The following is a 22054-nucleotide window of genomic DNA, read 5'->3' on the forward strand; positions in this document are numbered from 1 at the left end:
AAAACTAGGCGGGAGGCAACTGGAACACCTGCCGCAGATAAGCCAGGTAGGCCGGATCGTCGCACATGGTCTTTTCCGGCGCGTCGGACACCTTGGCCACGGGCTGGCCGTTGCAGCGGACCATCTTCATGACGATCTGCAGGGGCTCGTGGCCCAGGTCGTTGGTCAGGTTGGTGCCGATTCCGAAGGACACCTTGCAGCGGCCCGAGAACTGGCGGGCCAGCTCGATGGCGCGCGGGAAGGTCAGCGAATCCGAGAACACCAGCGTCTTGGCGCGCGGGTCCACGCGGTTCTTGCGGTAGTGTTCGAGCAGGCGCTCGCCCCAGACGAAGGGGTCGCCCGAGTCGTGGCGCGCGCCGTCGAACAGCTTGCAGAAATACATGTCGAAATCGCGCAGGAAGGCATCCATGCCGTAGACGTCGGACAGCGCGATGCCCAGGTCGCCGCGGTATTCCTTGGCCCAGACCTCCAGCGCGAACACCTGCGAATCGCGCAGCCGCGGGCCCAGCGCCTGGCAGGCCTGCAGGTATTCATGGCCCATGGTGCCCAGCGGCAGGACCTCGTGCTGCTTGGCCAGCAGCACGTTGCTGGTGCCGGCGAAATGCTGCCCCATCTGCGCCTTCATGGTGGACACGATTTCCTCGTGCCAGACCTTGGAGAAGCGGCGGCGCGTGCCGTATTCGGCCACGCGGAAGTCCGCCAGCGCGGGATCGTCCAGCACCAGGTGCATCTTGGACTGCAGGCGCTTGCGGCCCTCTTCCCAGTTGGGATTCTTGCGCGTGTTGCGGAAATAGACCTCGTTGACGATGGCCAGCACCGGGATCTCGAACAGGATGGTGTGCAGCCACGGGCCCTTGACCTCGATGCTGATTTCGCCGGGCGCCTCGCCCTCGCCGATGAAGATGCAGCGCTCGGGCATGTGGAACAGGCCGAGGAAATCAACGAAGTCGCTTTTGATAAAGCGCAAGCCGCCGAGATATTTAAGTTCGTCTTCGGTGAACCGGAGCTGGCACAGCTGGTGCACTTCCTCGCGGATTTCGTCCAGATAGGGACGCAGGTCGACCCCTGGCGTGCGGCATTTGTAACGGTACTCGACCTGGGCAGCCGGAAAGTGGTGCAGAACCACCTGCATCATGCTGAATTTATACAGGTCGGTGTCGAGCAGCGAGGTGATTATCATGATTGCGCGTTTCGTTTCGCGACACCATAGCATAGAGCGCGCGGGGCAAGGGCCCATGGGCCACGATGTCAATACGGGTATTACCGGCACACCGGCACGGCATTGGGTAAAATCGACGCAACAAGACACAAAGCCGCCGAATCCCGGAGTTCCTTAATGACCCACGTTGTCACCGAAAACTGTATCAAGTGCAAGTACACCGACTGCGTAGACGTCTGCCCGGTGGACTGTTTTCGCGAGGGTCCGAACTTCCTGGTGATCGATCCCGACGAATGCATCGATTGCGCCGTCTGCATCCCCGAGTGCCCGGCCAATGCGATCTACGCCGAAGAAGACGTGCCGCAGGACCAACTGAACTTCATCGCCCTGAATGCCGAGCTCTCTCCCGAGTTCGCCAGCATCAGCCGTGCCAAGAAGCCCTTGCCCGACGCCGACGACTGGAACGGCAAAGAGGACAAGCTGCAATACCTGGAAAGATGAATCCGCGAGCGCCGGCCGCCTGACGGCCGGCATCGCGCGATGCCCCGATGACCGACGACTCCAAATACACGCGCCAGACAGTCACCCACGTCCACACCTGGGTGCCGGAAAAACTCTTCTCCGTACGCGTGACGCGCGACGACGCGTTTACGTTCCAGCCCGGCCAGTTCGCCCGTGTCGGCCTGCCCGAGGCCGACGCGCCCGACAGCGCGCCCACGCTGTGGCGCGCCTATTCCATGGTCTCGGCGCCGCATGAGCCCTGGCTGGAGTTCTATTCCATCGTGGTGCCCGAAGGGCTGTTCAGCCCGCGCATGGCGCGGCTGCAGCCCGGCGATTCGCTGTACGTCGAAAAAGCGCCCTACGGCTTCCTGACCCTGGAGCGCTTCGCCCCGGGTGGCGACCTGTGGCTGGTGGCCTCGGGCACCGGGCTGTCGGCCTATCTGTCCATCCTGCGCGACCCGGCCGCCTGGCGCGCCTATCGCCGCATCATCCTGGTCCACGGCGTGCGCACCGCGGCCGAGCTGGCCTATCGCGAAGAAATCGAGTCCTGGCGCAAGCAGCCCGCGCTGGCCGAGATGTTCGCGGCGGACCCGCACAAGCTCGTCTACCTGCCCATCGCCACGCGCGAGGCGCTGCCCGGCATGCCCCGGGAGCGCCTCACCACGCTGATCGCCGATGGCCGCCTGGAGCAGCTGGCCGGCCAGCCGCTGGACCCCGAGAACGCCAAGATCATGCTCTGCGGCAATCCGGACATGCTGGCCGACGCCCGCAAGCTGCTGGGCGAGCGCGGCTTCAAGCCGGGCCGCCGCGGCATCCCCGGCAACCTGGCGGTGGAAAACTACTGGTAAGCCCGGGCGTAGTGCATAACTCCGCCAAACGGCCCAGCCACCGCGTCCCCGCACGGCCCTACACTGGTGCATAACCGCTATTGGGTCGTTTTTTAGCAACATATTTGCTTTTTTTGTCGGTGTTTCTTCAGGCTATCTGGAAATATCGTTAATCCCCGGGGCAATAATCGGGGCACACGCACGACCCAGAAGGACCTTTTCAAATGCTGTATCAATTGCACGAAATGCAGCGCGCCTTCCTGACTCCGTTTGCTGCATTTACGGACGCCGGCTCTCAACTGTTTTCCAGCCCATACAGCCCTCTCGCCTACACCCCGATTTCCCGCCAGATGGCGGCCGGGTACGAGCTGATGACCCGGATCGGCAAGGAATACCAGAAACCGGCCTGGAACCTGCCCACCACCGAGATCGACGGCAAGACCGTCCGCGTCACCGAATCCGTGGCGATGGACAAGCCGTTCTGCCGCCTGGTGCACTTCCACCGCGACGTCCGCCACGCGCGCCCGGACGATCCGACCATCCTGCTGGTGGCCCCGCTCTCGGGCCACCACGCCACGCTGCTGCGCGACACCGTGCGCGCCCTGCTGCCGGCCCATGACATCTACGTCACCGACTGGATCGACGCCCGCATGGTGCCGCTGTCGGCAGGCCCGTTCCACCTGAACGACTATGTGCGCTACGTGCAGGACTTCATCCGCCACCTGGGCCCGGACGTGCACGTCATGTCCGTGTGCCAGCCCACGGTGCCGGTGCTGGCCGCCGTTTCGCTGATGGCCTCGGCCAACGACCCCTGCCAGCCGCGCAGCATGGTGATGATGGGCGGTCCCATCGACCCGCGCCAGTCGCCCACGCAGGTCAACCGCCTGGCCACCACCAAGCCTTACTCGTGGTTCGAGAACCAGGTCATCCATCCGGTGCCGCCGCGGTATCCGGGCGCCGGCCGCAAGGTCTACCCCGGCTTCCTGCAGCACGCGGGCTTCATGGCCATGAACCCGGACCGCCACATGAAGTCGCACTACGACTTCTACCTGGACCTGCTGCGCGGCGACGACAGCGACGCCGAGGCGCACCGCCGCTTCTACGACGAATACAACGCCGTGCTGGACATGCCGGCCGAGTTCTACCTGGACACGATCCGCATGGTGTTCCAGGAATTCCAGCTGCCCAACGGCACCTGGGAGGTCGACGGCAAGCCGGTGCGCCCCGCCGACATCAAGAAGGTCGCGCTCTTCACCATCGAGGGCGAGCTGGACGACATTTCCGGCCAGGGCCAGACGCGCGCCGCCATCAAGCTGTGCAAGAACATCCCGGCCGAGCGCAAGATGCATTACACCGCGCCGAACTGCGGCCACTACGGGATTTTCTCGGGCCGCCGCTGGCGCGAAATGATCTGTCCTAAAATCGCCGAATTCATCCGGCAATCGTGATTGCAGGATGAATCCGACCTCGGTCGGATTCATCCCGCGTCCTTTCTTCCTCATGTCCTGTTGTTCCCTTGCAGACCGCATCGATGCCTTGCTGCCTCAGACGCAATGCACCAAATGCGGCTACGACGGCTGTCGGCCGTATGCCGAGGCCATCGCCGACGGCGCCGCCCCGATCAACCGCTGCCCGCCGGGCGGCGATGAAGGCATCGCCGCGCTGGCCGGCCTGCTCGGCGTGCCCGCGCTGCCGCTGGACGCGACGCGCGGCGAGCCCGGCCCCCTGCTGGTCGCCCGCATCGACGAAGCCCACTGCATAGGCTGTACGCTGTGCATCCAGGCCTGTCCGGTCGACGCCATCGTGGGCGCCAACAAGCAGATGCACACCGTGCTTGCCGACTGGTGCACCGGCTGCGACCTGTGCGTGGCGCCCTGTCCTGTAGACTGCATCGAAATGACGCCGGCCGGCCGCCCGTGGACCGCAGAGGACGCCGCGCTCGGGCGCGAACGCCATCGCCGCCATCTGGCGCGCATGGCGCGCCTGGCCGCCGACAACGCGCGCCTGATGGCGCCCGAGGTCCCTGAAACGCCCGCCTCCGCCCCCGCCGACGCCGGCAACGAGGAGCGCAAGCGTTCCGCCATCGAATCCGCGCTGGCACGCGCCCGCGCCCGCCGCAACGCCACGCCATGAACGCCGCCAAACGCCAGGAAATCTTCGCGCGCCTGCAGGCCGCCAATCCCCACCCGACCACCGAGCTGGAATACGAGACGCCGTTCCAGCTGCTGATCGCCGTGCTGCTGTCGGCGCAGGCCACCGACAAGTCGGTCAACATCGCGACGCGCAAGTTCTTCCCCGAGCACGGCACGCCCGAAGGCCTGCTGGCGCTGGGCGAGGAAGGCCTGGCGGACTACATCAAGACCATCGGGCTCTACCGCACCAAGGCCAAGAACGCCATCGCCACCTGCAGAATCCTGCTGGAGCAGCACGGCGGCGAAGTGCCGCAGACGCGCGAGGCGCTCGAAGCCTTGCCCGGCGTGGGCCGCAAGACCGCCAACGTGGTGCTCAACACCGCGTTCGGCCAGCCCACGATGGCCGTGGACACGCACATCTTCCGCGTCTCCAACCGCACCGGCATCGCGCCCGGCAAGAACGTGCTGGAAGTCGAGCGCAAGCTCGAAAAATTCGTGCCGCGCGAATACATGCAGGACGCGCACCATTGGCTGATTCTGCTGGGCCGCTACGTGTGCGTGGCGCGCAAGCCCAAATGCCCCCAGTGCGGCATTTCCGACCTCTGCGAATTCAAGCAGAAGACCCCGGCCTGAGCGGCGCGCGCCGCCGCGAAACCGGGTTTTCCCTCGTTCAGAAGAATGTGACGCGTTGACGTTCGTCAATGCGTATTTGCTGCAATGCATTTCCCTTGCAGCACTGTCATCTCCCTCTGCTGCGCATGCATTGTCGGCCTGCCGACAATTGCCCTTTCCGCACTGCAAAACCTATGACAAACCCTCATGGAATTTTGATAAATAGGTGCGCATACTCGCCGGCAACTCACCGGAAAACTGCGCTACATCGGCAGTCTTCCGACCCTGCGGGGACCCGCCGCGATAACGGCGGGTGCAGACCAATAAATACAACGCTGGTGCAGCGAACATGGACGACACGATCCTGGAGACAAAAGGCCTCACGAAGGAATTCCGCGGTTTCGTCGCGGTCAATGGGGTCGATTTGCGTATCAAGCGCGGCGAGATTCATGCCTTGATCGGGCCTAACGGCGCGGGCAAGACCACATGCTTCAACCTGCTCACCAAGTTCCTGGCTCCCACGTCGGGAACCATCAAGTTCAACGGTATCGACATCACCGGCGAACGCCCCGCGCAGATCGCGCGCCGCGGCATCATCCGTTCGTTCCAGATCTCGGCGGTGTTTCCCCACCTCACCGTGCTGGAAAACGTGCGTATCGGATTGCAGCGCAAGACCGGTCTGTCTTTTCATTTCTGGAAAAGCGACAAGCAGCTGGCCTCGCTGAACGAGCCGGCGCGCGCGCTGCTCGAACAGGTCGACCTCGCCGCCTTCGCCGACGAGACCACCGTGAACCTGCCGTACGGCCGCAAGCGCGCGCTCGAGATCGCCACCACGCTGGCGATGGAACCCGAGCTGATGCTGCTGGACGAGCCGACGCAGGGCATGGGCCACGAGGACGTGGACCGCGTCACCCAGCTGATCAAGCGGGTCAGCGCCGGCCGCACCATACTCATGGTGGAGCACAACATGAACGTCGTGTCCTCCATCGCCGACACCATCACCGTGCTGGCGCGCGGCTCCGTACTGGCGGAAGGATCCTACGCCGAAGTCTCCCGCCATCCGGCAGTGATGCAGGCCTACATGGGCACCACCGAGGGCGAACTTCAAGGAGCACACGCATGAGCACCCCGGCACTGGAAATTTCGGGCCTGCAGGCCTGGTACGGGGAATCGCATATCCTGCACGGCGTGGATATGCGCGTCGGACAGGGCGAAGTGGTCACGCTGCTGGGACGCAACGGCGCCGGCCGCACCACCACGCTGCGCGCCATCCTGGGCCTGACCGGCTCGCGCAAGGGCTCGGTGCGCATCCACGGCACCGAGGCCATCGACCTGCCGACCTACAAGATCGCCCATCTCGGCGTCGGCTACTGCCCCGAGGAACGCGGCATCTTCGCCAGCCTGTCGTGCGAAGAGAACCTGCTGCTGCCTCCGGTGGTCGGTTCGCTGGGCGGCGGCATGTCGCTGGCCGAAATCTACGACATGTTCCCCAACCTCCAGGAACGCCGCAACTCGCCCGGCACCCGGCTGTCGGGGGGCGAACAGCAGATGCTGGCGGTCGCGCGCATCCTGCGCACCGGCGCCAACCTGCTGCTGCTCGACGAGATCTCCGAAGGCCTCGCGCCCGTCATCGTGCAGGCGCTGGCGCGCATGATCACGGCGCTCAAGCAGCGCGGCTACACCATCGTCATGGTGGAACAGAACTTCCGCTTCGCAGCGCCGCTGGCCGACCGCTTCTACGTCATGGAGCACGGCCAGATCGTCGAACACTTCGAAGCCACCGAACTTTCAGAAAAACAGGACACGCTCAACGAACTGCTGGGCGTGTAAGCACACCTGTCATCCGCCGGACCCCCGGCAACACTACACCGTAGGAAAAAAAGAGGAGTCATCCCATGAAGCTGCACACCATCACTGCTGCACTGGCCATGGCTGGCCTGGGATTTGCCGGGGCTACCGTCCACGCGCAGGGTATCTCCGACGATGTCATCCGCGTCGGCTTCATCACTGACATGTCCGGCGTGTATTCGGACATCGACGGCAAGGCCGGCCTGGAGGCCGTGCGCATGGCGATCGAAGACGCCGGCGGCGCCATCAACGGCAAGAAGATCGAAGTCGTGTCGGCCGACCACCAGAACAAGGCCGACGTGGCCTCGGCGCGCGTGCGCGAATGGTTCGACGAGCAGAAGGTGGACGTCATCATCGCCGGCACCAACTCGTCGACCAGCCTGGCCATGGCCGGCGTGGCCGCCGAAAAGAAAAAGCCCTTCATGGCCATCGGCGCGGGCGCCTCGGACCTGACCAACGCCCAGTGCTCGCCCTACACCGTGCACTATGCCTACGACACCGTGGCGCTGGCGCGCGGCACCGGTTCGGCCGTGGTGAAGGACGGCGGCAAGAGCTGGTTCTTCCTGACCGCCGACTACGCCTTCGGCCATGCGCTCGAACGCGACACGATTGCCGTGGTCAAGGCCGCCGGCGGCGAGGTCAAGGGCCAGGTACGCGCGCCGCTGGGCGCGTCGGACTTCTCGTCCTTCCTGCTGCAGGCGCAGGCCTCCAAGGCGCAGATCCTGGGCCTGGCCAATGCCGGCGGCGACACCATCAACTCGATCAAGGCCGCCAACGAATTCGGCGTGACCAAGACCATGAAGATGGCCGGCCTGCTGGTCTTCATCAACGACGTGCACGCGCTGGGCCTGCAGGCCACGCAGGGCATGTACCTGACCGACGGCTGGTACTGGGATCAATCCGACGCCTCGCGCGCCTGGTCCAAGAAGTTCGAGGCCAAGGTCGGCCGCAAGCCTTCCATGCTGCAGGCCGGCGACTACTCCGCGCTCAGCTTCTACCTGAATGCGGTCAAGGCCACCGGCACCGACGACGGCGACGCCGTCATGAAGTGGATGAAGTCGAACAAGGTCAACGACTTCTTCGCCCAGGGCGGCTATGTGCGCGAAGACGGCCGCATGATCCACGACATGTACCTGATGCAGGTCAAGACCCCGGCCGAATCCAAGGGTCCGTGGGACTACTACAAGGTCGTGGCGACGCTGCCGGGCGACGAGGTCTACACCAAGCTGTCCGAGTCCACCTGCAAGCTGGTCAAGAAGTAAACCGGCTCCCGTGTCCCGATGCTGCCCGGCCACCCGCCGGGCAGTTTCCCGAATCGCCCGCCTCTATCCGTAAGCGCAGGATTTTTACAAGATGACTGACATTTTCGGCATCCCCATACAGGCCTTGTTCGGCCAGTTGTTGCTAGGCCTGGTCAACGGCTCCTTCTACGCCATGCTTTCGCTCGGGCTGGCGGTCATTTTCGGGCTGCTGAACGTCATCAACTTCGCGCACGGCGCGCTCTACATGCTGGGCGCGTTCGTCGCCTGGATGGGCCTGTCCTACTTCGGACTGAACTACTGGATCATGCTGGTCCTGGCGCCGCTGATCGTGGGCGCGTTCGGGATCATCATCGAGAAGCTGCTGCTCAAGCACCTGTACAAGCTCGACCACCTCTACGGGCTGCTGCTGACCTTCGGGCTGACGCTGCTCATCGAGGGCCTGTTCCGCAGCTTCTACGGGGTGTCGGGCCAGCCCTATCCCACGCCCGACGCGCTGCGCGGCGCGACCAACCTGGGCTTCATGATCCTGCCGAACTACCGCGGCTGGGTCGTGGCGGCCTCGGTCGTGGTGTGCCTGGCCACCTGGTTCGTGATCGAACGCACCCGCCTGGGCGCGCTGCTGCGCGCCGGCACCGAGAATCCCAAGCTGGTCGAGTCCTTCGGCGTGAACGTGCCGCGCATGATCACGCTGACCTACGGCTTCGGCGTGGCGCTGGCGGGCTTCGCCGGCGTGCTGGCCGCGCCGGTCCTGCAGATTTCCCCGCTGATGGGCTCCAACCTCATCATCGTCGTGTTCGCGGTCGTCGTGATCGGAGGCATGGGGTCCATCCTGGGCGCCATCGTCACCGGGCTGGGCCTGGGCGTCATAGAAGGCCTGACCAAGGTGTTCTGGCCCGAAGCCTCCAGCACGGTCGTCTTCATCATCATGGCCATTGTTCTGTTGATCCGCCCGGCCGGGCTGTTCGGAAAAGAGAAATGAATCGTCAATTCCTGGGCTATGCGGCAGTGGCCATCGTGGTGGCCATTCTTCCCTTCGTCGGGGTGTATCCGATCTTCGCCATGAAGGTCATGTGCTACGCCCTCTTCGCCTGCGCGTTCAACCTGCTGCTGGGCTTCACCGGGCTGCTGTCCTTCGGCCACGCCGCCTTCCTGGGCAGCGCGGCCTACGCCGCCGGACACGCGCTGAAGGTCTGGGGCTTTCCCACCGAGATCGGCCTGCTGTTCGGCGTGGCCGTCGCGGCGCTGCTGGGCCTGGCCATGGGCGCGCTGGCGATCCGCCGCAGCGGCATCTACTTCGCCATGATCACGCTGGCGCTGGCGCAGATGGTGTTCTTCTTCTTCCTGCAGGCGCACTTCACCGGCGGCGAAGACGGCCTGCAGGGCGTGCCGCGCGGCACCCTGCTGGGACTGGTGGACCTGTCCGAAGACCTGAACCTGTACTACGTGGTGATGGGCGTGTTCGCGCTGGGCTTCTTCATCATCTGGCGCACCGTGCACTCGCCGTTCGGCCAGGTGCTGCAGGCCCTGCGCGAGAACGAGCCGCGCGCGGTCTCGCTCGGCTACGACGTCGACCGCTTCAAGCTGCTGGCCTTCGTGCTGTCGGCCGCCATCGCCGGACTGGCCGGCGCCACCAAGACCCTGGTGTTCGTGTCCGCCACGCTGTCCGACGCCACCTGGCAGATGTCGGGCCTGGTGATCCTGATGACGCTGATCGGTGGCCTGGGCACCCTGACCGGCCCCGTGCTGGGCGCCTTCATCGTGGTGCTGCTCGAAAACAAGGTGGGCGACTTCGGCCAGATGCTGGCGCGCGCCACCGGCATGGACTGGTTCCTGCGCCTGGGCGAATCGGTCACCATCGTGATCGGCCTGATCTTCGTGATCTGCGTGCTGGCGTTCCGCCGCGGCATCGTGGGCGAGATCGGCGCCTTCATGCAGCGCCGGCGCGCCGCCCGCGCCTGACACGCCAGACCGGTGATTGCCGCAAGGGGCCGCGACAGCGGCCCCTTCGTCGTTCGGGCCGCGGCGGCCCCGCCGGTGCTGCGCCTTACAATGGCGCAAACCACTCGACAGGTGCCTGACCATGCGCAACTTGCACGTCGCCTCCGCCCTTTTCGCCGTGGCGTTGGCCGCGGCCGTTCCCCCGGCCGCCAGCGCGGCCCAGCCCGCGCCCGCCGCGCCCGTCTGTGAAGTCGACCGTCCCGTGCGCTTCAGCGGCCTGAACTGGGAATCCAACCTGGTGCTGGCCGGCATCGAACGCTATGTGCTGGAACACGGCTACGGCTGCAAGACCCAGGTGGAAATCGGCGAGACCCTGCCCATGCTGGCCGCGCTGCAGCGCGGCGACGTGGACGTCACGCCCGAAGTCTGGCCAGGGCAGATCGAAGGCGCATGGAAAAAGGCGCTGGCCAGCGGGCGCGTGCTCGGCGTGGGCCACGTGTACGACGCCGGCGAAGGCTGGTACGTGCCGCGCTACACCGTGGAGCGCCATCCCGACCTGAAGTCGGCTTCCGATCTGGCGCGCTTCAAGCAGGTCTTCGCCGATCCCGAGGACCCGGGCCGCGGCCGCATCTACGGCTGCCCGGCGGGCTGGGCCTGCGGCACGCTCAACGGCAACCTGCTGCGCGCCCTCGGCCTGGAAAAGGATTACTCGCTGTTCGCGCCCGGCTCGGGCGCCGCGCAGAAAGCCGCCATCGTCTCGGCCTACAAGCGCAAGCGCGACATCGTCTTCTACTACTGGACCCCGACCTCGCTGGTCGGCGCGCTGGACCTGGTCAAGCTGGAGCTGCCGCCCTTCGACCAGGAGGCCTATACCTGCATGACCGATCCCAAGTGCGAACACCCCGTGGCCACGGAATTCAAGCCCAACCCGGTGGTCACCGGCCTGAACGCCGAGTTCGCGCGGCAGGCGCCGCAGCTGGCCGCCTTCTTCGCCAGGCTGGCCGTGCCGGACGACGCCATCGACGCCACCCTGGGCTGGCTCGAAAACGAAGGCAAGGAACCCGAAGACGCTGCCCGCTACTTCCTCAAGCAGTACGGCGCCGTCTGGCGGCAGTGGATGCCGGCCGACGCGGCCGCCCGCGTGGAGGCGGCGCTGGCGCGGGAATGAGGCGCACGGCCCGGGCTCATGTATCCTGACGTTTCGGCGCGGCCGCCCTCGACGCGGCCCACACGCCACCCCATACGAACGAAGGAAGACAACCATGGACGCCCTGTACTGGCACGACGGTCGCTGGACCACTGAAAACCCCAAACTGCTCGGCCCCGCCGACCACGCCTTCTGGATGGCCAGCATGGTCTTCGACGGCGCGCGCGCCTTTCGCGGCCTGACGCCCGACCTGGACCTGCACTGCCAGCGCGTGGTGCGCTCGGCCGAGAAAATGCTGATGAAGCCGCAGCTCGGCTGGGAAGAGATCCAGTCGCTGTGCCTGCAGGCCGTGGCCAAGTTCCCCGAGGGCACCGAGCTCTACATCAAGCCGATGTTCTATTGCGCCGACGGTTTCCTGCTGCCCGACGCGGACAAGACGCAGTTCGTGCTGCACGTGTTCAAGGTGCCCATGCCCGGCGACCAGGGCTTTTCGGCCTGCTTCTCCAGCTACGCGCGCTCCTGGCCCAATATGGCGCCCACCGACGCCAAGGCCTCCTGCCTCTATCCGAACGGCCAGCGCGCCATCCGCGAGGCCGCCGAAAAAGGCTTCGACAACGCGATCATGCTCGACGGCGCGGGCAACATCGCCGAGTTCGCCACCAGCAACCTGTGGATCGCCAAGGACGGCGTGGTGTCCACGCCGGTCGACAACGGCACCTTCCTGAACGGCATCACGCGCCGCCGCGTGCTGGCCCTGCTCCAGGCCGACGGCGTCGAGGTCCAGGAACGCAGCCTGACCCGCGCCGACATCGAGCAAGCCGACGAAGTGTTCTCGTCCGGCAACTACGGCAAGGTGGTGCACGTCAACCGCGTCGAAGACCGCAAGCTGGAATACGGCCCCATGGCCCGCCGCGCGCACAAGCTGTACATGGACTACGCGGAAAGCACGCGCGCCAGATAGGTCGCCCTCTTCCCCAAAGCTGCCCGCCCCGTGCGGGCAGCGTCGTTCTCAGGAGTCCTCATGCAGACCCGACGTGATTTTCTCCGCAGCGGCGCCTCGCTGGCCGGCGCCGGCAGCGCGCTGGCCTTGCTGCCCGCCTCCATCCGCCGCGCGCTCGCGATTCCGGCCGCGCGCCGCACGGGCACGATCCGCGACGTGGAGCACATCGTGATCTTCATGCAGGAGAACCGCTCGTTCGACCATTACTTCGGCGCCCTGGCCGGCGTGCGCGGGTTCGGCGACCGCTTCCCCGCACCGGCGCCCGACAGCCCCGACGCGCGCCACCGCACCGTCTGGGCGCAATACAACGACAGGCCCGAGGAAGGCGCGCCGCGCACCGTGCTGCCGTTTCACCTGGATACCCGCGAGGCCTTCGAGACCATGCGCGTGGCCAGCACGCCGCATACCTGGTCCAACGCCCAGGACGCCTGGGACGCCGGCCGCATGGGCAACTGGCCGGCGGCCAAGAAAAACCATTCGATGGCGTACTTCACGGAGGACGACATGCCCTTCCAGTACGCCATGGCGCGCGCCTTCACCGTGTGCGACGCCTATCACTGCTCGTTCACCGGCGGCACCAACACCAACCGGCTGTTCCTGTGGACCGGCACCAACGACGGCCTGGGACGCGGCAACGGCCCGGCGCTGGGCAATCTCTACAACAAGCTGTCGGGCGGCGATCCGGCCGGCGGCTACACCTGGACCACCTATCCCGAACGGCTGGAGGCCGCCGGCGTCAGCTGGCGCATCTACCAGGACATGGCGGACAACTATTCGCTCAACCCCATGGCCGGCTTCAAGGCCTACCGCGACGCCTACCACGGCGCGCCCGGCTCTCAGCCCGCGCTGAAAGAGAAGGCGCTGACCACCCGCGGCCTGGACCTGCTGCGCCAGGACGTGCAGGACGGCAGGCTGCCGCAGGTGTCGTGGATCTGCGCGACCAAGGCCGGCTCGGAGCATCCCAGCCCGTCCAGCCCGGCGCAGGGCGCGGACTACACCGCCCGCGTGCTGGACGCGCTGACGGCCAACCCGGAGGTCTGGAGCAAGACCGTCCTGCTGCTGATGTTCGACGAGAACGACGGCTTCTTCGACCACGCGCCGCCGCCCGCGCCGCCCTCGCGCGATGCCGCCGGCGCGCTGGCCGGCGCGTCCACGGTCGATACGAAGGGCGAATACCACGAGATCGTCACCGGCCTCGAAAAGGACGACACGGCGGCCCATCTGCATGGGGTGTACGGGCTGGGGCCGCGCGTGCCCATGTACGTGCTGTCGCCCTGGACCAAGGGCGGCTGGGTCAATTCGCAGGTGTTCGACCACACCTCCGTGCTGCGCTTCGTCGAGCAGCGGTTCGGCGTGGCCGAGCCCAATATTTCGCCGTGGCGGCGCGCGGTCTGCGGCGACTTGACTTCGATTTTCGACTTCGCCGCGCCCGACGACGCCGACCTGCTGCGCGGCCTGCCGCCCACGGCCGAGCGCGCCGGGCTGGCCCGCGCGCTGCCGCAGACCGTCGTCCCGGCGGCTCCGCTGCGCCCCGACGTGGCCCGGCAGCCGGCCGGCACGCGCCCGTCGCGCCCCCTGCCCTATGCGCTGCAGGTCCACGCGCAGGCGCGGGACGGACGCATCGCGCTGCGCTTCGAGAACACCGGCCGGGCCGGCGCCGTGTTCCATGTGTACGACCGCCTCGACCTGCAACGCGGTCCGCGCCGCTATACCGTCGAGGCCGGCAAGTCCCTGCAGGACGCATGGCCGGCCTGGGTCGACGGCGCCCGCTACGACCTGTGGGTGCTCGGCCCCAACGGATTCCACCGGCATTGCTGCGGACGCCTGGACACGGCGGCCCAGCCGCCGCTGGAGGTCACGGCCGATCACGCAGGGCCGGGCGCGCCGCTACGCCTGACCGTGAGCAACCCCGGCCCGCAAACCCGCGCGTTCCGCGTGGAGGCCAACGCCTACGGTTATCCGGCGCAGGCCGCCACGGCGCTGGCCGCGGACGAGGCCATCAGCCTGTCCTGGGACATGGCGCGCAGCGCGGGCTGGTACGACGTGACGGTGCGCGACGAAAGCGATCCGGCCTACGTCCGACGGCTGGCCGGGCGCATCGAAACCGGCGCGCCCTCCACCTCCGATCCCGCGATGGGCGGCGAGCCGGTATTGCGCTGGACGCCGGCGGCATGAAGTGTCCGTCGTCAGGTTTTTCCTGCAACGCCGCCGCGATCACTGACTATCGACGAGCCTGCTGCGCTTGACCATCGCCAGAATGGTTTCCGTCAACTCGTCCCGCGCCTGCGCTTCACTGAGGTCTCCGGCCACCGCCGCCTGAGACAGCGCCTCCGCCGCGCCCAACATCGCCCACAGGCTTGCCGGCGAAACGCTCCGCGGCCCGGCAAAGGGTTCAAGGATTTTCTGGCACTTCTCGATGAACGCCTGCTGGTACTGGCGCTTGACGGCCGCCAATTCCGGCGAGCCGCTGAGGGCGGCCAGCACCTCCGGAATTTCACGGCCCTGGGTCAGCACGCAATCGACGTAGCTGCCGGCGATGACGCTGGCCTTGTCCTTCAACGTAGGCTTGCTGGCGGCGATGGCCGCGTCGATCACGGCCGTCTGACGCACATCGAAATCCTGGTAGAGCGCTGCCAGCAGTCCATTGCGGGTGCCGAAGTGGTCATAGACAACGGGCTTGGTGACACCCGCAACATCGGCCAGCCGTCCCAGAGTCAAGGCATCCGTGCCTTCGGCCCGGATCAACTGCCATGAAACATCGAGAAGCTGGCGCAGCCGCTCGTCCCTGGACAGGCGGCGACGGGGGGAGTCCTTGGAGGGAACAGGTTTTTTCAGGGGGCTTGACATCGCTATATACCAAAGGTAACTTACCATCCGTAAGTTACTTTCAGTATATTGGATCGCGGCCCGGCAGGCAACCGGGTGGCGTCCACAACCGGACCATGACCATGACCTCCAATACGCTTTCACTTCCACAGCCCGCCAGCCGCAAGGCATGGCTGGGGCTTCTGACCGTTCTCGCCCTGGTGTTGCTGGTGGCGATGGACGGCTCCGTCCTGTACCTCGCCATGCCGCGCATGACGGCCGCCATCTTGCCGACGGCGGACCAGGCGCTGTGGATTCTGGACATTTACGGCTTTGTTGTCGGCTCTCTGCTCATCGCCTTCGGCAACATCGGCGACCGCTATGGACGGTTGAAGCTGATGATGACGGGGGCCGTGATCTTCGGGCTGGGATCTCTGGGCGCGGCGCACTCCACGACGCCCGCCAGCATGATCGGCTTTCGCGCGCTGATGGGACTGGGCGGCGCCACGCTGCTGCCGTCGGGGCTGGCCATCGTCAGCGCCTTGTTCCCCGACCCACGGCAGCGGGCGCAGGCCATCGGAATCTTTGCGGCCACATTCGCGGCGGGATTTGCCATCGGGCCGATCATCGGCGGGCTGCTGCTGCAACGCTTCGACTGGGGCGTGGTGTTCCTGATCAACGTGCCGGTGGTGCTGGCCTTCCTGCTGGTCGCGCCAGCGCTGCTGCGCGAAGTGCGCACCACCACCTCCGGCCGCATTGACGTGCCGAGCCTGTTGCTGTCCTTCGCAGGAATCCTGCTGTTCACCTACTCGATCAAGAGCGCGGCGGCCGCGGGCTTTACACCGGTGCAGTCCGTCGCAGGAATCGCGGGGCTGCTTGCCCTGGCGGCCTTCCTGGGCCGACAGACGAAGATCGCTTTTCCGCTGCTGGACCTGAGCTTGTTCAAGGACCGGATTTTCTCGATCGCCATCCTGACCGGGCTGTTGTCGCTGGTGGTCTGGTCGGCGGCAGGCTATCTGTCTGGCATCTATCTGCAGTCGGTGCTGGGCCATGAGGTCTTCACGGCGGCGCTGATGGCCTTGCCGGGCGCGGTGGTGCTTACGGCCACCTGCGTGGGAACCAGCCGCATCGTCGAGCGCATCGGGCGCAAGGCCGCCTTGGTGGGCACGCATTTCCTGATTGGCCTGGGCGTGTTCCTGCTGCTGTTCACCACGACCGAGGCCGGAGTCATCGCGTTCGTGGCTTCGACGGTGATTGCGGGTGTGGGCTATGGCCTGTCGTTCAGCCTCGTCGCCGAAATCGCCGTGTCGGCGGTGCCGAGCGAGCGCGCCGGGGCGGCAGGCTCCATCGCGGAAACCAGCAACGAGATCGGCAATGCCTTGGGCATCACCTTGCTGGGTTCATTGGCGGCGCTGGTGTTCCGGCTGTCCGGCCCGGGCGTGGCGGGAACATTGAACGAGACCTTGGGCCATCCCGGGATCACAGAAGCTGCCGCGATGCAGGCCAGGGAAGCCTTTCTCTCGGGGCTGCATCTGGCAGTCGGCGTGGGGGGCCTGCTGATGCTGCTGGTCGGACTGGCGGCCTGGGTGTGGTTGCCGCGCAAATTGCCGGAATAGAAGATAAACGCCGGGCTGGGCCCGGCGCTTTCGTGAGCGGCAAGACGAGGACGGAAAGCGTCAGCCTTCCTCGCCGCCCTTGCCCAGGCCCAGGTAGCTCTCGATGACCTTGGGGTCTCCGGCCAGCTCGCGCGCCGGACCGTGCAGGATGACTTCGCCGGTTTCCAGCACGTAGCCGTAGTCGGCCACCTGCAGCGCCGCGCGCGCGTTCTGCTCGACCAGCAGGATGGCCACGCCGGTTTCGCGCAGGCGCGCGATGATGTGGAAGATCTCGCGCACGATGCGCGGGGCCAGGCCCAGGCTGGGCTCGTCGAGCATCAGCAGGTTGGGCTTGGCCATCAGCGCGCGGCCCACCGCCAGCATCTGGCGTTCGCCGCCGGACAGCGTGCCGGCCTGCTGCGTGCGCCGCTCGCGCAGCCGCGGGAACAGGTCGAAGACCTCGTTCAAGGTATCGCGCCAGCCGCTTTCGCGGCTGCGGTAGCGGCGAAAGCCGCCCAGCAGCAGGTTGTCTTCCACCGACATGGTGCCGAACAGCTCGCGGCGCTCGGGCACCAGCGACATGCCGGCGGCCACGCGGCGCTCGACCTGCCAGCCCGACACGTCGGCGCCGGCGTACTGCACCGCGCCGGCCGCATGGCCGGTGTGGGGCAGCGAGCCCATAATGGCGTTGAGCATGGTGGACTTGCCGGCGCCGTTGGCGCCGATCACCGTGACGATGCTGCCGGCCGGCACCGTGAGCGAGGCGCCCACCAGCGCGCCGACCTTGCCGTAGCGGGCCGACAGCTGGCTGACTTCGAGGACGGGGGATTGCGTCGCGCTCATCACACGCCTCCTGCCGACACGGGCTTGGCCTGGTCCGACTCGGGCAGGTCGTCGTCGATCCCGCCCAGGTAGGCTTCCAGCACCGCAGGGTTCTTTTGCACGTCGGCCGGCACGCCTTCGGCCAGCTTGGTGCCGAAATCCATCACCACGAGGTGGTTGGTCAGGCGCATCACAAAATCCATATCGTGTTCGACGAGCAGAATGCTCATTCCCTCGGCGCGCAGCTGCTCCAGCACGCGGGCCAGGTCTTGCTTTTCCTTGTAGCGCAGGCCGGCGGCGGGTTCGTCCAGCAGCAGCAGCACCGGATCGGCGGCCAGGGCGCGCGCGATTTCGAGGATGCGTTGCTGGCCCAGCGCCAGGTTGCCCGCCTGCTCGTACAGGTATTCGCCCAGGCCGACGCGCTTGAGCTGTTCGGCGGCCTCGTGCAGCAGCTGGGCTTCGCGCGCGCGGTCCGAATGCAGCGCGCCGGCCAGCACGCCCACGTCGGAGCGCAGGTGCGCGCCCAGCGCCACGTTTTCCAGCACCGTCATGCCCGGCAGCAGCTGCACGTGCTGGAAGGTCCGGCCCACGCCCAGCTTGGCGATCTCGCGCGCCGAGCGGTTGTCGATGCGCTGGCCCATGAACGTGACCTTGCCGCGCGTGACCGGCAGCACGCCGCTGATCAGGTTGAACGTGGTGCTCTTGCCGGCGCCGTTCGGGCCGATCAGGCCCATGATCTCGCCGGAGCTGACCTTGAACGAAATATCGTTGACCGCGACCAGGCCGCCGAACTCCTTGCGGATGGCGTCGACTTCCAGCACCACCTGCCCGGCCTGCGGGCGCACCCGCGTCGGCAGGGCCGGCGCCTGCGCCGGCGGCGCCAGGTTGCGGCGCGAACCGTCGGCGCCGGTGAGGCTGTCCCACCAGCCGGCCAGGATCGGCCACAGGCCGTTGCGCGCGTATTGCAGCATCAGGATCAGCAGCACGCCGAAGACGATCATCTCGAAGTTGGCGTTGGTGTCCAGCAGCTTGGGCAGGAGGTTCTGCAGCTGGTCCTTCAGCACCAGGATGACGCTGGAGCCCAGCAGCGCGCCCCAGACGTAGCCCGCGCCGCCGACCACGGCCATGAACAGGTATTCGATGCCGTAGTTGATGCCGAAGGGGCTGGGACTGACCGCGCGCTGCATGTGGGCGTAGAGCCAGCCCGACACGCAGGCCAGCAGCGCGGCCCAGACGAAGATCACGATCTTGTAGGCGGCGGTGTTGACGCCCATGGACTCGGCCATGCCGGCCCCGCTCTTGAGCGCGCGGATGGCGCGGCCCGGGCGCGAGTTCAGCAGGTTGCGGGTGGCCCACAGCGCCAGCAGCACGAATATCCAGATCAGGTAATAGATATGGCGGCCGCTGGCCAGCGAGATGCCGAAAATGCTGATGGGCTCGATGCCGGCGATGCCGTCATGCTTGCCCAGCCAGTCGATGTTGCCGAACAGGAAATACAGCGACAGGCCCCAGGCGATGGTGCCCAGCGGCAGGTAGTGGCCCGACAGGCGCAGCGTGATGGCGCCCAGCAGATAGGCGACCACGGCGGTCAGGATCAGCCCGGCCGGCAGCGCCAGCCACGGCGACAGCTCGTACTGCGTGGTCAGGTAGGCGGTGGTGTAGGCGCCCAGGCCCACGAACGCCGCCTGGCCGAACGAGGTCAGGCCGCCGACGCCGGTCAGCAGCACCAGCCCCAGCACCACCAGGCTGGCCAGCCCGATGTAGTTCAGTTGCGTGACCCAGAATTCGGGCGTGGCCGACACCAGCGGCAGGCCCGCCAGGACGACGATGAAAACGGCAAGCAGGATACGGTTCATGACGCTTATTCCTCTTCGTCCGCGTGATGGGTGCTGAACGAACGCCAGACCAGAACCGGGATAATCAGGGTGAAGACGATCACTTCCTTGTAGGCGCTGGCCCAGAAGGAAGAGAAGGATTCCAGCACGCCCACCAGCAGCGAGCCCGCGGCCGCCACCGGATAGCTGGCGAGGCCGCCGATGATGGCGCCCACGAAGCCCTTCAGGCCGATCAGGAAGCCCGTGTCGTAATAGACGGTGGTGATGGGCGCGATCAGCATGCCGGACATCGCGCCGATAGCCACGGCCAGCGTGAAGGTCAGGCTGCCGGACATGGTGGTGCTGATGCCGACCAGGCGGGCGCCGCGGCGGTTGACCGCCGTGGCGCGCAGCGCGCGGCCGTAGAGCGTCTTGCCGAAGAACAGCCACAGTCCCACGATCAGGATCGCGCAGGTCGCGACCACGAACAGGCTTTGCGCGGACCACGTGGCGAAGCCCAGGTCGACCTGCCCGCTGACGAATGCCGGGGTGCGCCAGCCTTCGGCGCCGAAGAACACCAGCGCCAGGCCGGTCAGCGCGAAGTGCACGGCCACGGAAACGATCAGCAGCACCAGCACGGTGGCTTCGGCCAGCGGCTGGTAGACGATGCGGTAGACCATCGGGCCCATCGGGATCACCAGCAGCAGCGTCAGCAGCATGTTCAGCCACAGCGAGTTGCCGGCGGCGGTGTAGGTCAGCGTCAGCCAAAGCAGCGCCAGCGGCAGGACCACGCAGGTCGCCACGGTCCTGGGCAGGCCGGCGGCGCTGCGGGTGCGCAGCGCGCGCAGCAGTTCGAGCACCAGGCAGACGGCGCCCAGCAGGGGCAGCAGGTACGCGGTGCCGGGCACCTTGCCGTCGACCAGCATGGCCAGGGTCAGGGCGCCGAACGCCACGAACTCGCCCTGGGGTATGAAAATGACGCGCGTGACGGCGAAGACCAGCACCAGGGCCATGCCCAGCAGGGCATAGATGGCGCCGTTGACCACTCCGTCTTGCAGCAGGATCAGCGCAATTGAGGAATCCATCTAACAACTACCTTTGGGTTCTGGGCGTTCCGCGGCATCCGGGACGCCGATACGACACACCGGCCGGAAAGGCCGGTGTGTGGCATTGCGCGGGGGCCGCGGGCGGCCCCCGTGGATCGGGCGATCCAGGGATTTACAGATCGGGCTGGTACACCCACTTGCCGCCCTGCACCTTGACGATGACGCGCGAACGCTCGTCAAAGCCGGCGTGGTCGGTCGGCGACATGTTGAACACGCCCTGCGAGGCGGCCAGGTCCTTCACGCCTTCCAGCGCGTCGCGCATGGCGGCGCGGAACTCCGGCGTGCCCGGCTTGGCGCCCGACTTCAGGGCCGTCGGCAGGGCCGCCACCACCAGCTGGCCGGCGTCCCACATGTGGCCGCCGAAGGTGTTGGTGGAACCGGCGCCGTTGGCCTTCTCGTAGGCTTCGACGTAGGCCAGGGCCGACTTCTTGACCGGGTTGCTGTCCGGCAGCTGCGCCGCCACCAGCAGCGGGCCGGCCGGCAGCAGCATGCCGTCGCAGTCCTTGCCGCAGACGCGCAGCACGTCGTTGTTGGCCGCGCCGTGGGTCTGGTAGATGGTGCCGCCGTAGTTGCGGGCCTTCAGTTCTTTTTGCGGCAGCGCCGAGGGCGTGCCGGCGCCGGCGATCAGGATGGCGTCGGGCTTGGCGCTGACCAGCTTGAGCACCTGGCCGGTGACGCTGGTGTCGGTGCGGCCGTATTTCTCGATGGCGACGATCTCGATGCCCTTGGCCTTGGCGGCCTTCTGCATCACGTCCAGCCAGCCGTCGCCGTAGGCGTCGGCAAAGCCGATGAAGCCCAGGGTCTTGACCTTGGACTTGGCCATCGCGTCGGCCAGGGCGCCGGCCATCAGCGCGTCGTTCTGCGGGGTCTTGAAGACCCAGCGGCGCTTCTCGTCCACGGGCTCGACGATCTTGGCGCTGGCGGCCACGCTGATCATCGGGACCTTGGCTTCGGCGGCCACGTCGACCATGGCCAGCGAGCCCGGCGTGACCGAGGTGCCGATCAGCACGTCGACCTTGTCGTCGGAAGCCAGCTTGCGCGAGTTCTTGACGGCTTGCGTCGTGTCGGTGGCGTCGTCGAGGACGATCCACTCGATCTTCTGGCCGGCCACTTCCTTGGGCAAGAGCGCCACGGTGTTGCGCTCGGGGATGCCCAGCGACGCGGCCGGGCCGGTGCTGGCGACCGTCACGCCTACCTTGACCTGCGCGCTCGCCAGCAGCGGCAGCGTCAGGGCGAGAGCGGCAGCCGCCGCGGACAAGCCGAAGTGCTTGCGCATATTTTTGTCTCCTGTGGTGGCTTGCGAGCGCCTCGGTCGAGGCTGGTGCGAGCCTAGTTAAAGTTATACAGAAAAAAATATTATAGGGTTAAAACAGTATCAGATGACTACGCGCAAATCCGGTAAATCCCTGATGTGCTACAAGAAGCGCTTTCAGCAAACGCATTCGTTAATGGCGAACTTGTACTAGAAAAGCCCGCGGCGCGTCAG

The 22054-nt window shown here is 66.6% G+C and carries 20 protein-coding genes; 14 read left to right on the top strand and 6 right to left on the bottom strand.

The features are described from left to right. Positions 1 to 4: 4 nt before the first annotated feature. A complete protein-coding gene (gene pncB / locus AC1IQ6_RS21530) occupies positions 5 to 1180 on the bottom strand; it encodes a nicotinate phosphoribosyltransferase (protein WP_102774395.1) in 1176 nt (391 codons plus the stop codon). Between the two features lie 156 nt (positions 1181 to 1336). Between pncB and fdxA the strand changes: the two genes are divergently transcribed. The 13 genes from fdxA (at position 1337) to AC1IQ6_RS21595 (ending at position 14601) form a co-directional block, all read left to right on the top strand. Next, positions 1337 to 1660, top strand: coding sequence for a ferredoxin FdxA (gene fdxA / locus AC1IQ6_RS21535; RefSeq protein ID WP_102774394.1), 324 nt, complete (start codon positions 1337 to 1339; stop codon positions 1658 to 1660). Positions 1661 to 1707: 47 nt separating this feature from the next. After that, the gene (locus tag AC1IQ6_RS21540; RefSeq protein WP_102774393.1) at positions 1708 to 2508 is read left to right on the top strand and encodes a ferredoxin--NADP reductase; all 801 of its coding nucleotides are present in this window, start codon (positions 1708 to 1710) and stop codon (positions 2506 to 2508) included. A gap of 203 nt (positions 2509 to 2711) precedes the next feature. Further along, entirely contained in the window at positions 2712 to 3935 is a 1224-nt protein-coding gene (locus AC1IQ6_RS21545) for a polyhydroxyalkanoate depolymerase (RefSeq protein WP_102774392.1), read from the top strand. Positions 3936 to 3987: 52 nt separating this feature from the next. Beyond that, positions 3988 to 4620, top strand: coding sequence for an electron transport complex subunit RsxB (gene rsxB / locus AC1IQ6_RS21550; protein ID WP_209165126.1), 633 nt, complete (start codon positions 3988 to 3990; stop codon positions 4618 to 4620). Continuing rightward, a complete protein-coding gene (nth, locus tag AC1IQ6_RS21555; protein WP_111826574.1) occupies positions 4617 to 5252 on the top strand; it encodes an endonuclease III in 636 nt (211 codons plus the stop codon). The genes rsxB and nth overlap by 4 nt, the downstream gene beginning before the upstream one ends. Positions 5253 to 5580: 328 nt before the next feature. Next, positions 5581 to 6354, top strand: coding sequence for an ABC transporter ATP-binding protein (locus tag AC1IQ6_RS21560; protein ID WP_102774390.1), 774 nt, complete (start codon positions 5581 to 5583; stop codon positions 6352 to 6354). Next, positions 6351 to 7061: an ABC transporter ATP-binding protein gene (locus AC1IQ6_RS21565; RefSeq protein ID WP_102774389.1), complete on the top strand. Its 711-nt coding sequence runs from the start codon at positions 6351 to 6353 to the stop codon at positions 7059 to 7061. Before AC1IQ6_RS21560 ends, AC1IQ6_RS21565 begins: the two co-directional genes overlap by 4 nt. A gap of 65 nt (positions 7062 to 7126) precedes the next feature. Then, on the top strand, positions 7127 to 8341 hold the full coding sequence (locus AC1IQ6_RS21570; RefSeq protein WP_102774388.1) for an ABC transporter substrate-binding protein: 1215 nt from the start codon (positions 7127 to 7129) through the stop codon (positions 8339 to 8341). A 91-nt stretch (positions 8342 to 8432) separates the two neighbouring features. Further along, positions 8433 to 9320, top strand: coding sequence for a branched-chain amino acid ABC transporter permease (locus AC1IQ6_RS21575; RefSeq protein ID WP_102774387.1), 888 nt, complete (start codon positions 8433 to 8435; stop codon positions 9318 to 9320). Continuing rightward, positions 9317 to 10300 carry a branched-chain amino acid ABC transporter permease gene (locus AC1IQ6_RS21580; RefSeq protein ID WP_102774386.1) on the top strand — a complete coding sequence of 328 codons (984 nt, stop codon included), beginning with the start codon at positions 9317 to 9319 and terminating at the stop codon, positions 10298 to 10300. The genes AC1IQ6_RS21575 and AC1IQ6_RS21580 overlap by 4 nt, the downstream gene beginning before the upstream one ends. Before the next feature lie 121 nt (positions 10301 to 10421). Continuing rightward, positions 10422 to 11447: an ABC transporter substrate-binding protein gene (locus AC1IQ6_RS21585; protein WP_485865274.1), complete on the top strand. Its 1026-nt coding sequence runs from the start codon at positions 10422 to 10424 to the stop codon at positions 11445 to 11447. A 94-nt stretch (positions 11448 to 11541) separates the two neighbouring features. After that, complete coding sequence (locus tag AC1IQ6_RS21590; protein WP_102774384.1) at positions 11542 to 12387, top strand: branched-chain amino acid aminotransferase; 846 nt, start codon at positions 11542 to 11544, stop codon at positions 12385 to 12387. A 60-nt stretch (positions 12388 to 12447) separates the two neighbouring features. Continuing rightward, positions 12448 to 14601 (top strand): phosphocholine-specific phospholipase C, encoded by a 2154-nt coding sequence (locus AC1IQ6_RS21595; RefSeq protein WP_485865275.1) that lies wholly within the window; start codon positions 12448 to 12450, stop codon positions 14599 to 14601. Positions 14602 to 14640: 39 nt separating this feature from the next. Here AC1IQ6_RS21595 and AC1IQ6_RS21600 read toward each other — a convergent pair whose 3' ends face one another. Beyond that, positions 14641 to 15273 carry a TetR/AcrR family transcriptional regulator gene (locus AC1IQ6_RS21600; RefSeq protein WP_479730364.1) on the bottom strand — a complete coding sequence of 211 codons (633 nt, stop codon included), beginning with the start codon at positions 15271 to 15273 and terminating at the stop codon, positions 14641 to 14643. Between the two features lie 101 nt (positions 15274 to 15374). Here AC1IQ6_RS21600 and AC1IQ6_RS21605 point away from each other — a divergent pair, with 101 nt between their 5' ends. Then, positions 15375 to 16847, top strand: a complete 1473-nt coding sequence (locus AC1IQ6_RS21605) for an MFS transporter (protein ID WP_246842513.1) — start codon at positions 15375 to 15377, stop codon at positions 16845 to 16847. A gap of 60 nt (positions 16848 to 16907) precedes the next feature. Here the strand turns inward: AC1IQ6_RS21605 and AC1IQ6_RS21610 are convergent, their stop codons facing one another. The 4 genes from AC1IQ6_RS21610 to AC1IQ6_RS21625 form a co-directional block, all read right to left on the bottom strand. Further along, positions 16908 to 17669, bottom strand: coding sequence for an ABC transporter ATP-binding protein (locus AC1IQ6_RS21610; RefSeq protein WP_102774381.1), 762 nt, complete (start codon positions 17667 to 17669; stop codon positions 16908 to 16910). Continuing rightward, positions 17669 to 19504, bottom strand: a complete 1836-nt coding sequence (locus tag AC1IQ6_RS21615; protein ID WP_111826569.1) for a branched-chain amino acid ABC transporter ATP-binding protein/permease — start codon at positions 19502 to 19504, stop codon at positions 17669 to 17671. The genes AC1IQ6_RS21610 and AC1IQ6_RS21615 overlap by 1 nt, the downstream gene beginning before the upstream one ends. A 5-nt stretch (positions 19505 to 19509) precedes the next feature. Beyond that, on the bottom strand, positions 19510 to 20547 hold the full coding sequence (locus AC1IQ6_RS21620) for a branched-chain amino acid ABC transporter permease (RefSeq protein ID WP_102774379.1): 1038 nt from the start codon (positions 20545 to 20547) through the stop codon (positions 19510 to 19512). Between the two features lie 133 nt (positions 20548 to 20680). Beyond that, positions 20681 to 21844 carry an ABC transporter substrate-binding protein gene (locus AC1IQ6_RS21625; RefSeq protein WP_102774378.1) on the bottom strand — a complete coding sequence of 388 codons (1164 nt, stop codon included), beginning with the start codon at positions 21842 to 21844 and terminating at the stop codon, positions 20681 to 20683. Positions 21845 to 22054 lie beyond the last annotated feature (210 nt).

The sequence above is a fragment of the Achromobacter sp. MUI-25009338 genome, from assembly GCF_057359325.1.